Source organism: Clostridium sp. (assembly GCF_050717515.1).
In the GTDB taxonomy this organism is placed as follows: Bacteria; Bacillota; Clostridia; order Clostridiales; family Clostridiaceae; genus Clostridium_AD.
Genome location: NZ_JBOITL010000025.1, coordinates 517,508 through 534,879, shown reverse-complemented (window position 1 = coordinate 534,879; position 17,372 = coordinate 517,508). Strand labels below are relative to the sequence as shown.

The 17,372-nt window shown below is 31.0% G+C and carries 15 protein-coding genes; all 15 read right to left on the bottom strand.

What is annotated here, in order from left to right; all coding sequences use genetic code 11:
• Window positions 1-186: 186 nt before the first annotated feature.
• Entirely contained in the window at window positions 187-2,052 is a 1,866-nt protein-coding gene (locus ACREV6_RS12015) for an FtsX-like permease family protein (RefSeq protein WP_431578248.1), read from the bottom strand.
• A complete protein-coding gene (locus tag ACREV6_RS12010) occupies window positions 2,052-2,798 on the bottom strand; it encodes an ABC transporter ATP-binding protein (RefSeq protein WP_431578247.1) in 747 nt (248 codons plus the stop codon). The genes ACREV6_RS12015 and ACREV6_RS12010 overlap by 1 nt, the downstream gene beginning before the upstream one ends.
• A 481-nt stretch (window positions 2,799-3,279) precedes the next feature.
• Window positions 3,280-4,275: a sensor histidine kinase gene (locus tag ACREV6_RS12005; protein WP_431578246.1), complete on the bottom strand. Its 996-nt coding sequence runs from the start codon at window positions 4,273-4,275 to the stop codon at window positions 3,280-3,282.
• An 11-nt stretch (window positions 4,276-4,286) separates the two neighbouring features.
• Window positions 4,287-4,979: a response regulator transcription factor gene (locus ACREV6_RS12000; RefSeq protein ID WP_431578245.1), complete on the bottom strand. Its 693-nt coding sequence runs from the start codon at window positions 4,977-4,979 to the stop codon at window positions 4,287-4,289.
• Window positions 4,980-5,004: 25 nt separating this feature from the next.
• A complete protein-coding gene (lepB, locus tag ACREV6_RS11995) occupies window positions 5,005-5,541 on the bottom strand; it encodes a signal peptidase I (RefSeq protein ID WP_431578244.1) in 537 nt (178 codons plus the stop codon).
• Between the two features lie 117 nt (window positions 5,542-5,658).
• Window positions 5,659-7,368, bottom strand: coding sequence for a helicase-associated domain-containing protein (locus ACREV6_RS11990; protein WP_431578243.1), 1,710 nt, complete (start codon window positions 7,366-7,368; stop codon window positions 5,659-5,661).
• A 75-nt stretch (window positions 7,369-7,443) separates the two neighbouring features.
• The gene (locus ACREV6_RS11985; RefSeq protein ID WP_431578242.1) at window positions 7,444-9,111 is read right to left on the bottom strand and encodes a DNA repair helicase XPB; all 1,668 of its coding nucleotides are present in this window, start codon (window positions 9,109-9,111) and stop codon (window positions 7,444-7,446) included.
• Window positions 9,112-9,189: 78 nt separating this feature from the next.
• Complete coding sequence (locus ACREV6_RS11980) at window positions 9,190-9,315, bottom strand: hypothetical protein (protein WP_431578241.1); 126 nt, start codon at window positions 9,313-9,315, stop codon at window positions 9,190-9,192.
• Window positions 9,316-9,468: 153 nt separating this feature from the next.
• Entirely contained in the window at window positions 9,469-9,870 is a 402-nt protein-coding gene (locus tag ACREV6_RS11975; RefSeq protein ID WP_431578240.1) for a hypothetical protein, read from the bottom strand.
• Between the two features lie 130 nt (window positions 9,871-10,000).
• Window positions 10,001-11,569: an ADP-ribosylglycohydrolase family protein gene (locus tag ACREV6_RS11970; RefSeq protein WP_431578239.1), complete on the bottom strand. Its 1,569-nt coding sequence runs from the start codon at window positions 11,567-11,569 to the stop codon at window positions 10,001-10,003.
• 68 nt (window positions 11,570-11,637) lie between these two features.
• On the bottom strand, window positions 11,638-13,101 hold the full coding sequence (locus ACREV6_RS11965) for an extracellular solute-binding protein (protein WP_431578238.1): 1,464 nt from the start codon (window positions 13,099-13,101) through the stop codon (window positions 11,638-11,640).
• A 79-nt stretch (window positions 13,102-13,180) separates the two neighbouring features.
• Window positions 13,181-14,062 carry a carbohydrate ABC transporter permease gene (locus ACREV6_RS11960; RefSeq protein WP_431578237.1) on the bottom strand — a complete coding sequence of 294 codons (882 nt, stop codon included), beginning with the start codon at window positions 14,060-14,062 and terminating at the stop codon, window positions 13,181-13,183.
• 10 nt (window positions 14,063-14,072) lie between these two features.
• Window positions 14,073-15,011 carry an ABC transporter permease gene (locus tag ACREV6_RS11955; protein WP_431578267.1) on the bottom strand — a complete coding sequence of 313 codons (939 nt, stop codon included), beginning with the start codon at window positions 15,009-15,011 and terminating at the stop codon, window positions 14,073-14,075.
• A gap of 200 nt (window positions 15,012-15,211) precedes the next feature.
• Window positions 15,212-15,655, bottom strand: a complete 444-nt coding sequence (locus ACREV6_RS11950) for a tellurite resistance TerB family protein (RefSeq protein WP_431578236.1) — start codon at window positions 15,653-15,655, stop codon at window positions 15,212-15,214.
• A gap of 173 nt (window positions 15,656-15,828) precedes the next feature.
• Window positions 15,829-17,274 (bottom strand): flavocytochrome c, encoded by a 1,446-nt coding sequence (locus ACREV6_RS11945; RefSeq protein ID WP_431578235.1) that lies wholly within the window; start codon window positions 17,272-17,274, stop codon window positions 15,829-15,831.
• Between the last annotated feature and the right edge of the window lie 98 nt (window positions 17,275-17,372).

Sequence of the window (17,372 nt, the reverse complement as noted above, 5' to 3'; positions counted from 1 at the left end):
TTCAATTTCTTTCATAACCATTCCTCCTAACTTAATTATTAGATATTATTACCACAAATACCATTTATTTATACAAAAAAAAGAATGTAGCTAGATTTATTTACACAAATCTAGCTACATTCCCTTTATTCTTCTGCTCTTTTTTGACTAGCATATATGTTTGCATATCTTGTTTATTTGAAATAATTACAACAAACTTTTTTTAATCTCCAATAAATAGTTTTTTCTTATAACAAGAAAATATATAATTTGAACAATCAACATAATTCCTATAACCTGTAATGCTGGTAGCATTATCTCAATTCTAAAAGCAGATTTTAATGAACTAATAGCAAAGAAAAAATGCACAACAGCAATTATATATGGAAGTAAAAATAGTACTCCTATCTCAATATTTAATACCTTCTTTATTTCACTATAAGTTAATCCTATTTTGTTCAATTGTTTATATTTCTTTTTATCCTCTATAATATCCATGTAACACTTATTATATAAGAAACTTGCTGTTGTTACAAAGAATATAAGTCCTATAAATATTGCACTAAACAAAAGCACCCCATAGACTATTTTAGTTGCTTCTAATCTATAAGCTTTCAGAAAATTATTATAATATTTATCACCTTTATCATTCCCAAACTTATTATAAAAATTATTACCTATACCTAATGTATCCTTATAATTATCTACATTAATTGCCCCAAAGTGCAACTTAGACCCCTTCATTTTTTCATATACATCATCTTTAACGACATATACATTATCATACAATATTGGAATTACTACTTTATCACTCTTCTTAAGAATTCGAAATTTTGCATCGTCTAGAATAATATTTTCTCTTTCATTTTTATCTAAATATGATACTAACATGGTCTCATTACCCTTTAAAATAACAGTGTTTAGAGATAATGATACTGCTAATTTATTATAAATATTTTCTTTTAATATAGTTACTTCATCTTTACCACCATCTGGAATTATAAACTTCATCTCACCCTTAACTTTAGTGTAATCTATCTTTTCACTTTTTAATGAATCTTCTATAAAATCAACTTTAAAATTAACTTTGGTTTTATTGTTATAAGTGTCAACACAGAAAAATGCTTGTGGACAAATCTTATTTACCTCCTCCTCTTTATCCCTCCAATAGGCATATACTGACCCTATTGATGAAAGAGCAACTGTTGAAGTTATTGTAATTAAAAAAAGCATTCTTGTATTATCCTTTATTCTATATATCAAATTTGAAACCCATAATACTGTAGTTTTCTTCATATAAAAATCTCTATTTTTTTTAAGTACCTTAAGTACGAATACACTCAACTCAGAAAACAATAAGTATGTTGCTATAACCACCATTATTGTTACAGGTATTATTCTATATGCTAGTGTCTTTTCACTTGACGTAATTGATAGATAATATCCTACTGTAAGCAAGACTATACATATAATAGAAAAAATAGCCGATGATTTTGGTTCTGTTTTAGGTTTTTTAGTTCCTTTAAGTAATCTTAAAACCATATCTTCTTTTATAATAAATGAGCAAAATATTGAAATAACTATTCCTATCAATATAAATGCAATTAAAGTAATAATCATAGCTTTTACTGGAATGTAAAATCCTAGTGCATTAAATCCCAATAACTTTCCACTAGCTGCTAAAAGTATTTTTGAAAATACTATTCCTACTATTATCCCTACTACCGCAGATACTGAACTAATTATTATATTTTCAATACTTATCATTTTCTGTATTTGTTTTTTTGATGAGCCTATAATATAAAGTATTCCAAATTCTTTAAATCTACTTTTTAAAAAAACACTTACTGAATAGAATACAAAAAAACATAAAAATAAGTATGCGATTACAATTGTAACATAAAGTGCACTTCTTATGTGATTAGGTAATTTAAGCACCATAAAGTCAGGTTGAAATATAATCATAGTAAAAGAGAATAATAACATTGCTGATATGCTACTGCTTAAAAAGTAAGCGAAATACCCTTTTATATTTCTATACACATTTTTAGTGGCAAACTCTCTAAAATTCATTAGTTTCCCCCTCCCATTAGTGCAAGCACGTCAATAATCTCTTGATAAAACTGTTTCCTTCCATCTCCCTTATAAATTTCATTATATATAGTTCCATCTTTTATAAACAGTATTCTATTACAATAACTTGCTGATAATGCATCGTGAGTTACCATCATTGTAGTAACCATTTCCTCTTTATTTACTTTTTCAAACAATTCCATTACTATCCTCGCTGCTTTTGAATCCAAATTTCCAGTTGGCTCATCAGCCAGTAGCAGCGTAGGATTATGTATTAATGCTCTTGCAATAGATGTCCTTTGAGCTTCTCCCCCTGATATTTCAAAAGTTCTCTTATTAATTAGTTTCTCTATTCCAAGTATCTTTGATATTCTATTAAGTTCATTGTCTTGATTTTTAACTGTTACTCCATCTAAGGTAAGTGGAAGTACTATATTTTCACCAACAGTTAAAGTATCTAGCAAGTTGAAATCTTGAAATACAAATCCGAGTTCTCTTCTTCTAAATAAAGCCAGATCATCCCCCTTAAGTTTTAGTGGATTTTTATTCTTTATTCTTATTTCTCCTGAGGTTGGCTTATCTACTGTTGAAATCATATTTAATAGGGTTGTCTTGCCACTTCCTGATGGTCCCATTATTCCAACAAATTCTCCTTCGTCTATTGTGAAACTTATATTATCCAAAGCGCTAAATACTATTTTATTACCATATACCTTACTTAAGTTCTTTACATCTAAAATCTCCATGCTATTTGCTCCCCCTTATTCTACTTCTATTTATAATACTGTAATTCATCAAACTAATCTCCATCCTCATTTCACCTTATAAACTAATCATTAATATGTATATAGTTTATAGTACTAATAGATAAATTACTATCCGCAAAGCTTACAGGAATGTGACATGGATGTAAGCCTTGCATACTTAAATAAAAATAACAAATAACAGGTATTTTCATTTCATCTTATTGTATTATAAAAGATCATAGTTAACTCATCATCCTTGATATTAGTATTGTTTTTAGACAAAAAAAAAGAACCGATTAAATTACACCGGTTCTTTTAAGAGTTTATATTAAATCTATACTTAATTAAAGGGGGACTCTAATTAAACAATTTAATTAATTACTATGTCCTTATAATAACCCTTCTCCGTGTCATTATTATGGCAATAACATAAATAAATTGTAAATTGCATAATTTATAATTTATTTATGTTATGTCTAAATCAGCTTACCCCCTCGGAAATACTCATTTTCACTGTAACCACTGTTCCTTCATTAACAGTAGATTCTATCTCTATTTCATGGCCTAAATTCACACATACCTCTTTAACTATATATAATCCCATGCCCGTAGACTCTCCATATCTACGACCATTCTCTCCAGTGAAAAACGGATCAAATACCCTTTTAACATCTTTGCTTGGGATTCCTACGCCCTCATCAATAACACTTAATTTAATTTCTTTTCCATCTTCTAAGGCTTTTATAATTAATTCTTTTCCCTTATCCTTTGAATACTTTACACCATTAATAATAAGTTGATCTAATACAAATTTCAACCACTTTACGTCACTATATACTTTAATACTTTCATCTATTTCTACCCTAGGAGTTATTCTGCTTTTTATAAAAATCTTCTTTTCTTCATTTACTGTATCAAGAACTAACTTCTTTAGACAAATACCTTCTACTATAAAATCTTTTTGAAAAGAATCTATTCTTGCAAAATGCATTGCCATATTTAAACCTTTATTTAATTTATTAACCTCCTCTTCTATACTTCGCGCCTTTTCTTCTCCTGAGTATTCTTGAAGTTGCAGTTGTATTACAGAAAGAGGTGTCTTCATTTGATGCACCCACTGATTGATAAAAGTTAGATGCTCATTATGAACTTTGTTACACTTCTGTATTTCAGCTTCATACAAATTATGTTGATTCTTTAAAATTCCAGAAATATTTCGACTCAAATCTGAACTATCAAGTTCCAAGAAAGCATCATTTAAACAATTTAATCCATTTCCGAGCAATTTGTATAATTGTCTATTTTGATAATATCTAAAAGCTAAAAAGCACACTAGAATAAATATATTAAATATAAGTATGTAAATAATTTCACCAGCTTCAATAAAGCCCATAATATTACAATACATAATAGTAAGAGATAAGCTTAATGAATATATAAAAATATAGCCTCTATTATCCTTTAAAAATAATTTCATAGTATTCCATCCTACCAGGTTTTACTTAACCTATATCCTGCCCCTCTTATAGTTTCTACACCCTTATCTATTCCTAGAACCTGTAGCCTTTTTCTTATTCTACTAATATTTACACTTAAAGTGTTTTCCTCTACAAACTCAATATCATCCCATATTTTTTCTAAAAGAAAGTCTCTACTAACTACCTTTGGATATTTTTCCATAAGACATTCTAGGAGAACGCCTTCCCTTTTAGTAATAATTAATTTTTCATCATTAAATTCTATTTCTGACCTTTCAGGGTAGAATTTAAGACTATCAACTTCAACTATTCTTTCCGCTACCTTAGGTGCATAATCTCCAAAGGCTCGTCTTAAATGACTTTTTATCTTTGCAATAACAACATCAAAATAAAATGGTTTGGTTATATAATCATCTGCTCCACTCTCTAAAGCCATAACCTGATCCATTCCACTATCTCTTGCAGATATAAATATTATAGGAATCTTTGATTGTTGTCTTATCTTTCTACACCAATAAAATCCGTCAAACTCAGGTAAATTAACATCTAATAATACTAAGTCTGGATTAAACTCATTAAAGCCTATCATTACTCTATGAAAGTTTTCTACTACCCTTACCTCAAAACCATATTTAGCTATGTATTCTTGCAGTAAAGTACTTATTGATAAATCATCTTCTACAATATATATTTTATATTTCATATTAATTTCTCCCTAATTTAGCTTTCTAATGATTAAGAGCATCCTCTCCAATTAAAAACTTTCCAAATCTCTTAAATGGGTATATAACAAACTGTGCTTTTCCTTTTATATTTTCACCATCTATATACGAATTTTCCCATTTTCTAGCATCCAGCGAGCTCGCTCTATTATCTCCAAAGAACAAATATTTATCTTTTGGAACTTTAAACTTTTTATCTAAATCTTCCATATATACTACATAAGGTTCTTCAATTTTACTTCCATTAATAAAAACTTGCCCCTTATCTTTTATAACAACTTCATCTCCTGGAAGCCCTATAAGTCTTTTTATTAATGTCATTTTTAATTCATCAGATTTAAAAACTATTAAATCTCCTCTTTTTAGTTTCTCTCTATTATAAACTTTCGTAACAGTAATTTTATCCCCTATCTTTATAGTAGGATACATTGATTCTGAAGGAACTTTAATTTGAAAAAATAGAAATTTGTTTATTAACAGCGCCAAAATTATTGCTCCAGCAATAGGAAGTATCAAATCATTAAATACTTTTTTAATGTTCAAACTATCATCTCCTTTTTAATATATATTTTTATACTATAACAACATAAGTTCTTTTGAGCTTATAATTCACTCGGAAAATTTCATAGTACAGGGTGTACGAATTTACTGTCAAAATACTTATTTAGATAATATACAAAAATGTGATTTTTTCTCTATTTCTCTTTTAACCTTATTAGCACTACGTTCATCAATTACAAAAGCATGTGGAAGCTGGTTTTCTATGTGCTTATTTATCCCCTTATAACTCCTTAGTTCTTCTAGAAGATATTTATCCTCAGTTTCCACTATAGTTACTGTTCTAATCTTTATCTTGCTGCTGTCTTTATTCCATTTTTCCAAAGTAGTTAATACATTATTAGGTATATTGTTTTTCGAATTTTCCAAAAGGAAGTCAATTATCCACTGAACGCTGATATCACTATCAAGTGCTTTTATAATGGACTTAAAATTCAATTCATATATATTCATCAAATCTTCACATTTCTTTTCTGCAAATTTGTCTAACTTAAGACAATAGTTTTCTTTTCTGCTTCCCTCTGGAACCATTATTTCAAAATTAGGCTGAATAATCATTCCTGCATCTTGAAGGACTATATTATTTTTGTACCCAGCATTTACACCTAGTACATGTGCTCCAAGTGCTGTTAATTTAAAGTATTCCACCACAATGTACGGAACATCATAATCACTATGTCTTGCTTTAACTAGTAAATCTACTATTCCAATGGTAGATAAATATTCAATAAACACAACATCTAAAAATCTTTCAGTTACTTCAAAGCTGTCAGTATAATAATAATATTTATGATAGTCATCATATTTTTCTATTTTCCCTACAGCTTTTACTAGAAAGTTTCTATTTGTTTTTTTTATAAATCCAGCAAGTTGCTCCATATCGACCCACTCATCTATGGGGGCTTTCTTAATATAAGTTAAAATTGTTTTCCTACACTGGTTAAGACGCTCTGTTTTTTGAGCCATGAGCTTCATTTCATTTATTCTTGATAATTCTTCTACCTCATAATTTAAATATGTATCTAATAAATATTGGCATTTTTTCACCATATTTAAATCTAGAAAATCTTCTGTATCATAAGTTAATACAAGGCTTTTTTTATCAACATCTATGATAGCTGCCAGCATTAACAAATTAAATATACCATATAATCTAGTGGATTTTTCTATGGACTTTACATCTTCAATGCTAAAGATCTCTTTGTTTTTTAAAGCTTCATTCATTTTTACTAAAGCACTTTTATTAGGAAGTTGCATGGATTCAGTAACTTTTAAGTTGCTTGAATTAATAAGCTTAATTATAGACAAAAAATCTTTTTCGAAATCTTCTCCTATGGAAATATATTTATTTTTTTTATCATTTACGTAATTTTCTATATTTATTTCAACAGGTGTAAACACTATTTTTATTTCTTCTAACTGAGTTTTTAATAGCTTAAATACATTGATAGGAATACTACCATTAATAAAAAATAAATTTGCTTTTGAATCTTCTGATAATATATGTCTTCTATAATTTCTATTCCTAGAACCTTCCTGTGAATTTGCATGGTGCTTTTCATATATACTATCTATTTCACGTGAATCAAGTACGCCTTCTCCTCTTATAAGGGCTTCCATTAGTTCTTTGTCTAAAGCACTTAGATTTTTCCATATTTTAAATATTTCATTTTCATCAGTGATTATTTTCTCTATAGCATCTACCATATCAGCTTTTCTTTTAGGTAGTGGTCTTATATCCGAAACTTTTAAATAATCAGTTAAGTTGTATGTGGCTAACTGCTCTATTTGGTTTCTAATTGCTGTATTCATAATTTACCGCCTTTTCTTACTCATCACCTTAGGTGCTGAAATATTGCTAATTTACTTTTAGATTACTAAAAAAGATTATCTATTTTCAATAATATATCTATATCCTTGCTCTGTTAAAAAAAGCTGCCTTTTACTTGCAAATTCTTGTTCGCGACTGTCCCCTGTAACTATAGAATAAAAATAAGCCTTGTTATCTCCACCTTTAGGCCTTAATATCCTTCCCAGCCTTTGAGCTTCCTCCTGCCTTGAACCAAAGGTACCAGATACCTGCATAGCCACATTAGCATCAGGTAAATCAATAGCATAATTTGCAACCTTTGAAACTACAAGAATTTTCACGTCTCCACTTTTGAATTTTTTGTACAACTCTTCCCTATCCACATTCTTTGTTTTTCCAGTTATAAGAGGAAGCTTAAGTTCTTTCGCTATTATGTTCAGCTGTTGTACATACTGACCAATTATAAGTATGCTATCATTTTTATGCGTATTTATAAGCTCCTTTAATACATCTATTTTACTATAATTTTCTGAAGCTATCCTAAATTTCTTTGCACTTTCCCCTACAGCATATTCCATTTTAAGATTTTCTGGCATCGCCACTCTGATTTCCCTGCATTCAGCTGTTGCTATCCACCCTTGCTTTTCTAGCACCTTCCAAGGTACATCATATTTTTTAGGTCCTATTAGTGTAAATACATCATCTTCTTTTTTATCTTCCCGAACAAGGGTTGCAGTTAAGCCCAGTCTTCTAGTTGCTTGAATATCTGCTACTGCTCTAAAAATCGGCGCTGGCAATGTATGAACTTCATCATATATAATAAAGCCCCATTTCTTATCATTAAACAATTTCATATGAGCAAACTCTGATACAGAATTTTTCCTGTAGGTAAGTATTTGATATGTAGTTATGGTTATAGGCTTTATTTCTTTTATTTCACCACTGTATTCTCCAATATCTTCTTCTTTTATATTCATTTTATCAATTAGTTCCGATTTCCATTGTCTTAGAGCTGTTATATTAGTAGTTAAAATTAAAGTCTCTGTATTTATTTTATCCATTGTGGCCATAGCTGTTATTGTTTTACCAGCACCACAAGGAAGAACAATTACTCCACTTCCGCCCCTGGCAGTTCCATTAGCATAAAATATATCTGCTGCTTCTTTCTGATAATCTCTTATTGTAAGCGCGTCTCCATGCAGCGTCTTTTTTCTAAGTGTAGTGTCAAACTTTGCACCTTCAATGTAACCAGCTAAATCTTCTACGGGGTAACCAAGTTTAATTAAAAACTGCTTTATTGAACCTCTCATTAGAGAATTTATAATCACTTTGCGCTCATCTATTTTTTCCAATATATATTTATCCATAGATTTATAATTTAAAATTTCAGTCATTATGTACTTATCATCACATATTAATATTAGCCTATTATCTTCTTTTATTAACTTTATTTTTCCATATTTCTCTATATTATGTTCTATATCCTTTATTACATTCTGTGGCACTTCATATTTACTGTAGTTTTCTAGAATTTCTAATATCTTCTTTGAAGTCATACCACTAGAAGCTGCATTCCATAAGGAAAGTGGTGAAATTTTATATGTGTGTATATATTCCGGACTTTTTTCAAGCTCTGCAAATCTTGATATTTGATCTCTTACTTCCTCATATAAATCATTATTAACTTCTACAAGTAAAGTTTTATCACTCTGAATAATTATAGGATTATTAGTGTTGCAACTCATAATTTTCCTCCTTAGGTGATAGTGCCACCCACGTGGCAAGTGGCATCTTATTATATTATACTATTTTATTGAAAGAAATCAATTTTGCTTAAGTCCAAGCCTCCCATTCATATATTTCATAGTAAACACTCTTAATATAATCATAGCTATTCCAAGTACCCTATGAGTTGTAAAAATGTTTTGATGATCCTTTAACACCCCCATCAGAGGAAATGCAATGGCTACTGACAAATTGCAAGCTAAACTTTGGAAGGAAATAATGATATTATCATTAAATATAAAAAGCCCCGCAGAAAATCACTTAGAAGTGACTCCGCAAGGCTTAAATAGCTATACGTGTAAGATACTTATTTCATCCTATAACTCTTCTACCTCTACATCTTTAAAATAAGCTCTTCCTGCATCCAGCCTACTAAATCCAAACATCCCATACTTGAATTTATCATCAACATAACAAATTAACTCTTCCCCGTTTATATGAAAATATATTTTATCCTCTTTAACTAAAACCTCAAAGGCATATTCACTATTAAAGTTCCATTTATAGTCTACAGTTACTAATGGAATAAATCCAAATTCATTTATAATAAGCGCTACTTTGTTTTCTCCATTAAACCCTGCATGATATCCTCTTTCTGCGCCTTGAACTCTAAATGCGATATTATGAGACAATCCATTTATAGGCTTCACTGTGGCTTTTACACTTATATCTTTAGTATAATAATTTCCTGTGTAGGCCTCACACTGACTTATACTCATACACCTCATACAACCCTCTTCTATACCCCACGCTCCATGATTATGAGCAAAAGGGGTTACACATTGGAACTCAAAAGATTGTTTAGCAAAATCAATAGTATACTTAGATTTTCCAGAAACTTTAAATTCATCAATATATACTTCCTAAAGCGCTGTCCGTTCCTGGTGAAAAAGATTCTACCATGATTCCTACTTCATCTATCATTGCTCCATCTGTATCCGGTACAATAAATTCTATCATTTGCCACTTCTTATTTTTCAAAACTTGTACTGGAAATTTTATATCCTCTTTTGTAAATGTATTTCTCACATAAGGTGTAATTGCTATATCGCGTCCTTGCCACTGCTCAAGGTATACGCTAAGGCTAACACTTTGCCCTGAATATACTTTTGGTGCAAAAGTAGGTTTATATCTTTCGTCATCAAAATCAGCTCTTCTGTAAAAAGGCTTATAATACACCTTAGAACCCTGTCCATAAGAAATCCTATCAAAGATAACTTCTAGCGAACCTTCACTTTCATATCCAATTTCATGGCTATTTCTTAACAAAAATTTATTGTTATCTGATAGCCTAAACCCATGAGTTGAGCCAGCAACTTCAAAATCAAAATATATCTCTCCTTGTTTAATTGATTCTATTAATTTCTTTGGAGCCTCTTCTTTTGCTAGCCTATACCCTAAAAGTGCTAATTCCTTTGCATAAGTAGGCACATCAAGTATATTTAAATATCCGGAAATACTAGAAGTAGCTATAAAATCATTTATAGGCTTTCTATAATTATCCGCTAAACCCTTCATACCCTGAGCCACTCCCATGATAGTTCCCACATTACCTGCATTACAGTCTGTATCCCACCCACACATAGTAGCTATCTCTATGGTCCTAGCTAAATTACCACCACCATATAAAAGGGAAAGTATACAGACTCCAGCATTAGGAATAATGTGACAATCACCTAAATATTTATGGTATCCCCAGTTTTTCTGGAGGTGCTTTTGACAAAGTGTGAAATCTAGTGGATGATCATTATAAAACACTATTACATCTGTTGTAACTCTAGCATAGTCAGAGTCAAGAGGTATAGTAGATAACCCAGCCTCAATTATTTCCATAACGTTTTCTGTAGAAAATGCTTTAGAAATACATGCTGCAATAAATCTTGCACCATATATACCATTACCATCATGGGATACACTAGCTGCCTTTCCAGCATATTCAGCAGCCTTTTCTATATTGCTAGGCCAAACAAGACCCCAGGTATCTATAAATATTTGTCCCCCAATTTGCTGCGATAAGATCTTACCATTTACTCTTTCTGATCCGGAAAGTGGCACTTTGAATCCATTTTTCAGATTAAGATACACAGTATGTTCGGTGCTTACTCCATATCCACCCCACCAAAACATTCCTATTCCTTCCCTAGAATAATTAAGCCACGCTCTTCCTACATCCTCTGCTTCGAGCTCTCTATCTTTTGCATCATCATATAAGGCTCTTAAAAAGAATACTGGTCCATTTACATCATCATCTGCAGCAAAATTTTTATATTCTTTAACATAGCCTGTAATATTTCCATATACTGTTTTGATTTTTTCACAAGTCCAGAATGATGGTTCCACTGGTGCTCCCAGCCTTATACCCATATTCATTCCTAAAAATCCTGCATATACTTTTTCTAGATAATCATTGGGAATCAATTATAACCCCCTCGTATAATAACTTTCTATTATATTTATATGATTACTCATAGGATAAAATTCTCCAATTACTTTAATACTTTATTAGCATGTTTAGTTATATCTTCTCCACCACTTTTATACCACTGCGTTACGAATTTATCAAAATCACTTATAGGACGTTTGCCTGTAATTATATCTGCTGAATATTCTTTATACAGGTTATTTATAGAATCCCATTTAACCGAAAATTCTTCTGGGATTATAAAATTAACATCTTCAATATAAAGCTTATTAACATCTTCTAGTGACTTAGTTCCTGCCGCTCCCAGTAGTGGTTTTTCTAGTTCTTTTCCTAGAGCAACTTTTGAAGGCTCCCAAAATTTCGCATACCATTCTTGTGATTTTTCAGTTAACTGGATTTTATTATCTTTAATTACATAATGCTCACCTTCAAAACCTAAACGATCTATCAATTGACCTTTTTCACTAGCTAAAAAGTCTAAAATCTTAAAGGAAATGTCTTTATTTTTAGATGTAGAAGAAATAGCTATGCCTCTATTTTCTTTAGAAACATCTATAGGTAAATATCCTTGCGCTTTGCCCTTTGCTGCTGGTAAAACTGTAAGTCCTACTGTCGCTCCATTAGCCTTTTTAATTTTACCTTCATAAATATCTATAACTTTTCCTGCTGTTCCAGCTATTACACCGGCTTGATTTTCATAAAAAGCCTTTTCCTTTGTATCCCACTTTTTAGTTAAAAATTCTGGATCTAGTATTCCTTCTTTATAAAGTTTATTGTAAAAAGTCAACTTTTCTTTTTCATTGTTAGAAACTTTATTAAAAATATACTTACCATTTTCATCTTTTATCCATGTAGATTTATTTCCAAAAGCTTGGTCAAATATTTCGTCAATCTCTAAAACACTACCAGCAGCTGTTAATGCAAATGCTGGCGATCCTTTCCCACCTAAATTAGAAGCTTTTAATTGTTTTAAAAACTCATAATAATTCTCTATAGTTGGGTCCTCTATAAGCTTTTTAGATGTACTTAATTTATCAAACCAATCACTTCTCATTACTGGAACCTTTGATGCAAGAGGTTTAATCCATAATAAGTAAGGATAGTTTTCTAGTCTCTTTTTATTTTGTGGTTCTAAATTAGGTTTTATATACTTAGATTTTTCTATATATGGTGTTAAGTCCTCGAGTAATCCTTGCTGAGATATCTGCTGGTCTCCACCTTGGAAGTATATAATATCCGGAATGTCTTTACCAAGTAACATTAAATTCAACTTTTCAGCGTAATTACCTGAAGGCATTTCCACAAGTTTAATCTTAACTTTTGTTCCCTCCTGCGCCATACCCTTTTCTATAAGTCCTATATATTTTTGAGCTATAGGATCTTTTGGACTTACATCTTTCATCACCATTCTTACCTCTACCGGCTCAGTTGAGTTGTTTTTTTCTACCTTGTCACTGGTTTTTGATTTACATGCCCCTAAACTCAGTGTGCTTATAATTACAAGAATTAAAGCTATTGTTTTTTTCATAATATCCCCCCTAAGATTATTTTTTAAGACTACTATTTTTTAAATTACTATTTATTAACACTGTCATTTATTAAAACTGCTACTCCTTAACTCCCCCTTCCATTGTTCCCTTAGTATAATTTTTAAGTATAAATGGATATATTAAAAGTATAGGAACCATTGCAATCATTATAGTTCCTGCTTGTAATGCCTCATAACTTAGCTGAGAGGCCTTATCAAAAGATAGTAGACTATTGGCCCCTATCATTGATGTGGTATCATTTAACACCACAAACTGCCTGAGCACTAGTTGTAATGGCCATTTAGCCGAATCATTTAAGTATATTGACGCCCTAAAATATTCATTCCAGTGAAAAACCCCATAAAATAAACCTATAGTTGCAATTGAAGACTTTGAAAGGGGAATTAATATTTTAAATAGCACCGTTAAATGACCTGCACCGTCTACCCTTGCTGCCTCAATAAGTGCTTCTGGCACCTCTTCAAAAAACCTCATAAGTATAATTAAATAATATACATTTAGTGCCTTATATAAAATTACTGAAGAGTAAGTATCTAAAAGTCCTATGTTTTTAATTAGTAGATATTCTGGAATTAATCCTGGTTCAAATACCATAACAATTATTAAAATTACCATAAAGAATTTTTTACCCACAAAACCAGGCCTTGTAAGTGCATAAGCTGCCATTATTGTTAAAGCTAAATTTAACGCAGTGCCTATCACAGTTACAAATACTGAGTTAAAAAGGCTTTTCATAATCTGAGGATTAGAAAACAAAACTCTATAATTATCAAGAGAAAATCCCTTAGGGATAATGGTAAGCCCTGTAACTTCTTTTGCGCGAGCAGGGTCAGTTAGTGAAAGTGCTAGTAAATTTACAATTGGTACAAGCATAGTTAAAGTAACAATAAACAGTAATATATAAAAAATGGAGCGGACTAAATTTTCTTTATTTCTCATATCATTCACCCTACCATAACCCTTTCCCAGATATTTTTTTCGCTAAAAAGTGTGTGGTAAAGATCAACATAATTCCAATTACACCTTTAAATAAACTTGCAGCTGTAGCAAAAGCATACTGACCATTTATTAATCCTATCCTATAAACATAGGTATCAAGTATATCAATTACACTTATAACCGAATCATTCATAAAATTAAAAACTTGATCAAAGCCTGCATTCATAAAAAATCCTAAATTCAAAATAAATACTGTAACTATAGTTGTTGTAAGTTCTGGTATTGTAATATGTATCATCTCATCAAACCTAGATGCACCATCTATTCTTGCGGATTCATATAATGCAGGACTTATCCTCATTATAGCAGCTAAATATATTATTGAATCCCAGCCGACACTTCTCCACATTTCCGAAAAAACCAGTACCCATCTTATATATCCTTTGCTTGTCATAAAATCAATAGAAGGTATGCTAAATATATTTAAGATATTATTTACTCCACCACTAGCTGGAGATAGTAATTTAATCCATATACCTGTAATTACCACCCATGAAAGAAAGTGTGGTAAATATACTACTGATTGCACATATTTTCTAAACTTGATTGATTTCACTTCATTTATAAGTAAAGAGAAAATTATTGGTATTGGAAAGAAAAATACTATTTTCATAGTACTTATTATTATAGTATTTTTAAGAACATGAAAAAAACTAGCAGAACTGAATAGTGTTTTAAAATGCTTTAAGCCTACAAAAACATTATCTCCTATGATTCTATAATCTTGAAATGCCAAGGACATCCCAGCTAAAGGTATTAAATGGAATATTATAAAATATATAATTGGTAGTAAAAGCATTAGATAAAGTACTTTATCTTCTTTTATCTTTTTCCACTTTACTTTTAATTTATGTTTATCCATTTTTTTCTTTTGTAAATTTATTTTCACGTTCTCCAATTGATTCCTCCCATACCCTTTACAATTATACTTCATTTTGTTATTAAGGCTCTTATTTAACATATCTATCCATATTTTATCATTCACTTCACTATATTACCAACCTTTTTTTTACAAAAGCACTTTAAATAGATATAAAAAACCTGTAGAACATTTATTGTCCCACAGGTATGCATGTGTGTACCTTATTATTAAAGTTTAAAATCTGCTGGATTCACACCAAGGTTTGAGCACATTTCTCTGACCAAAGCAATTTCATCTTTGTCAAAAGTTCCATCTGCAGCTCCTATAGAGCAGCATACTGCTACTAATGTTTTTGCAGCATCTGGTTTGTTTTTCATCTTAGTAATTGCCTTCATTGCTTCTGCCTTTCCAACATTATAATCAAATGCAAACATATCTGCATAGTGATTAAATCTTGTTAACACATCATTTAATTTGAAAACCTTTAATGATTCATTAAGATTAATATACCCTACCATCTTTTGTTTTTCGTCCGAGCTTATATTTCCATCAGCACTTGCAATAAGTGCACAACCCGCAGCTATTGCTTCCATAAAATCTTTGTTTGCAAATTGCTTAATTCCTGCTTGTGTTTTATCCTTCTGTTCTCTTAACCAATCACCGATTCCCATAATTAACACTCCTTAAACTTTTTTATATTAATAAATTTTACTCAATCTTATTTTACAACGGCTTTGAGTATTTCACAACCTACTTTTACTACATTCTCCATTTGTTACGTTTTTCCTGCATTTTTAAAAGATTTAATAAATTCTTTACAAAATCAACCCTACTCAAACTTATTTTACAAACTAAACTTTTCAGCTGCATTTTTCCCTGCTATTCTTCCAAATACAAGGCACTCGGTGATTGCACAGCTTCCAAGACGGCTTGCACCATGAATCCCACCAGTAATCTCCCCAGCTGCATATAATCCCTCTAGAACTTTACCCTCTAAATCAATTACCTGTCCCAATACATTTATCCTGATACCTCCCATAGTATAATGTACTTTTGGCCATAAGCGGATTCCATAAAAAGGTGTTTGCATTATTGGCTTTGCATTGTCAATTATGGGTTTGCCAAAACATTTATCCCTTCCTTGTTCAAAACTCTTATTAAAAACCTTTAGAGATTCTTCAAGATTTTCATATGAAATATCATAAAAAACTGCAAACTCTTTAATAGTATTGAATTTTTTCACAACACCTTTTTTAAGACATTTCTCTATGCTCCATCCAGATTCATTAACCGCTTTTGAATCTGCAATCCCTACACAGGGATGACCTACTGAAAGGATTTTGTCTGAAAGTGTTTTACGATCTGCAAGCTCGTTTATAAAACGCCCACCTGTAACAGGATCAACAATAATGCCATATTGAAATAATATGTACTCCGAAAATTCCGGTCCATTCCCATAGCCTTTTTCATCAGGCGAGGCCCATGGTCCAAGCTGAATATGAGACAATTGCACAGGAGTAGCACCTATCCTCAGTGCTTCCTTAAGTGCCTGGGCAGTTGCAAAGGGTTTATTTGTAGTATCAATTTTTTCTGTAAGCCGTGGATCTTGTGCCATTCTAAATTCAATATCACTAGAAAATCCACCTGCTGCAAGAATTACCCCTTTTTCTGCTTTTATATATATATCCCTCCCAGCATCAGGGTTTTTGTAATCATAGTTTTCTCTAACAATAACACCACATACTCTTCCCTCTGAGTCTTGAATAAAACTTTTAAAGCACATCTGAAGTCTAACCGACGTGCCTAGCTCTTCTACCTTTTCTTTTAGTTTTTTAATGATAGTCGCACCAGAAATGTTTTTGGCAGTATAACAACGTGGTACGCAATGCCCTCCAAACTGATCAACCCTATCAAGATATTCAACACCTAAATACTCCTGTGACCATTCAAAAGCATCATTTGCATTATCCACCACAACGCGTACAAGTTCAGGGTAATTGATTAAATCACCAGCATTGAGCATATCTGTATACATCATGTCTTTAGAATCATTTATATTGAATTTTTTTTGGAGCTTAGTTTCAGAAGCAGCAATTCCTCCATCACTTATAATTGAATTGCCCCCCACAGCCTTCATTTTTTCAAGAATAATAACAGATGTGCCAGCATTACGAGCTTCTATAGCCGCAGTTAATCCAGCAAACCCACTTCCTATTACAATGATATCCGTTACTTCATCCCAACTGCTTGATTTATCAGGAAAAGATAGAATGTTTTTATTTTTGTTCATAATTTTAAAAATCTCCTTTTTTTGTAACCCTTAGTTATTAATAAAATTGAGTATAATCTTTTAAACAGATTACACTCAATTTTATTCTTAACACCATA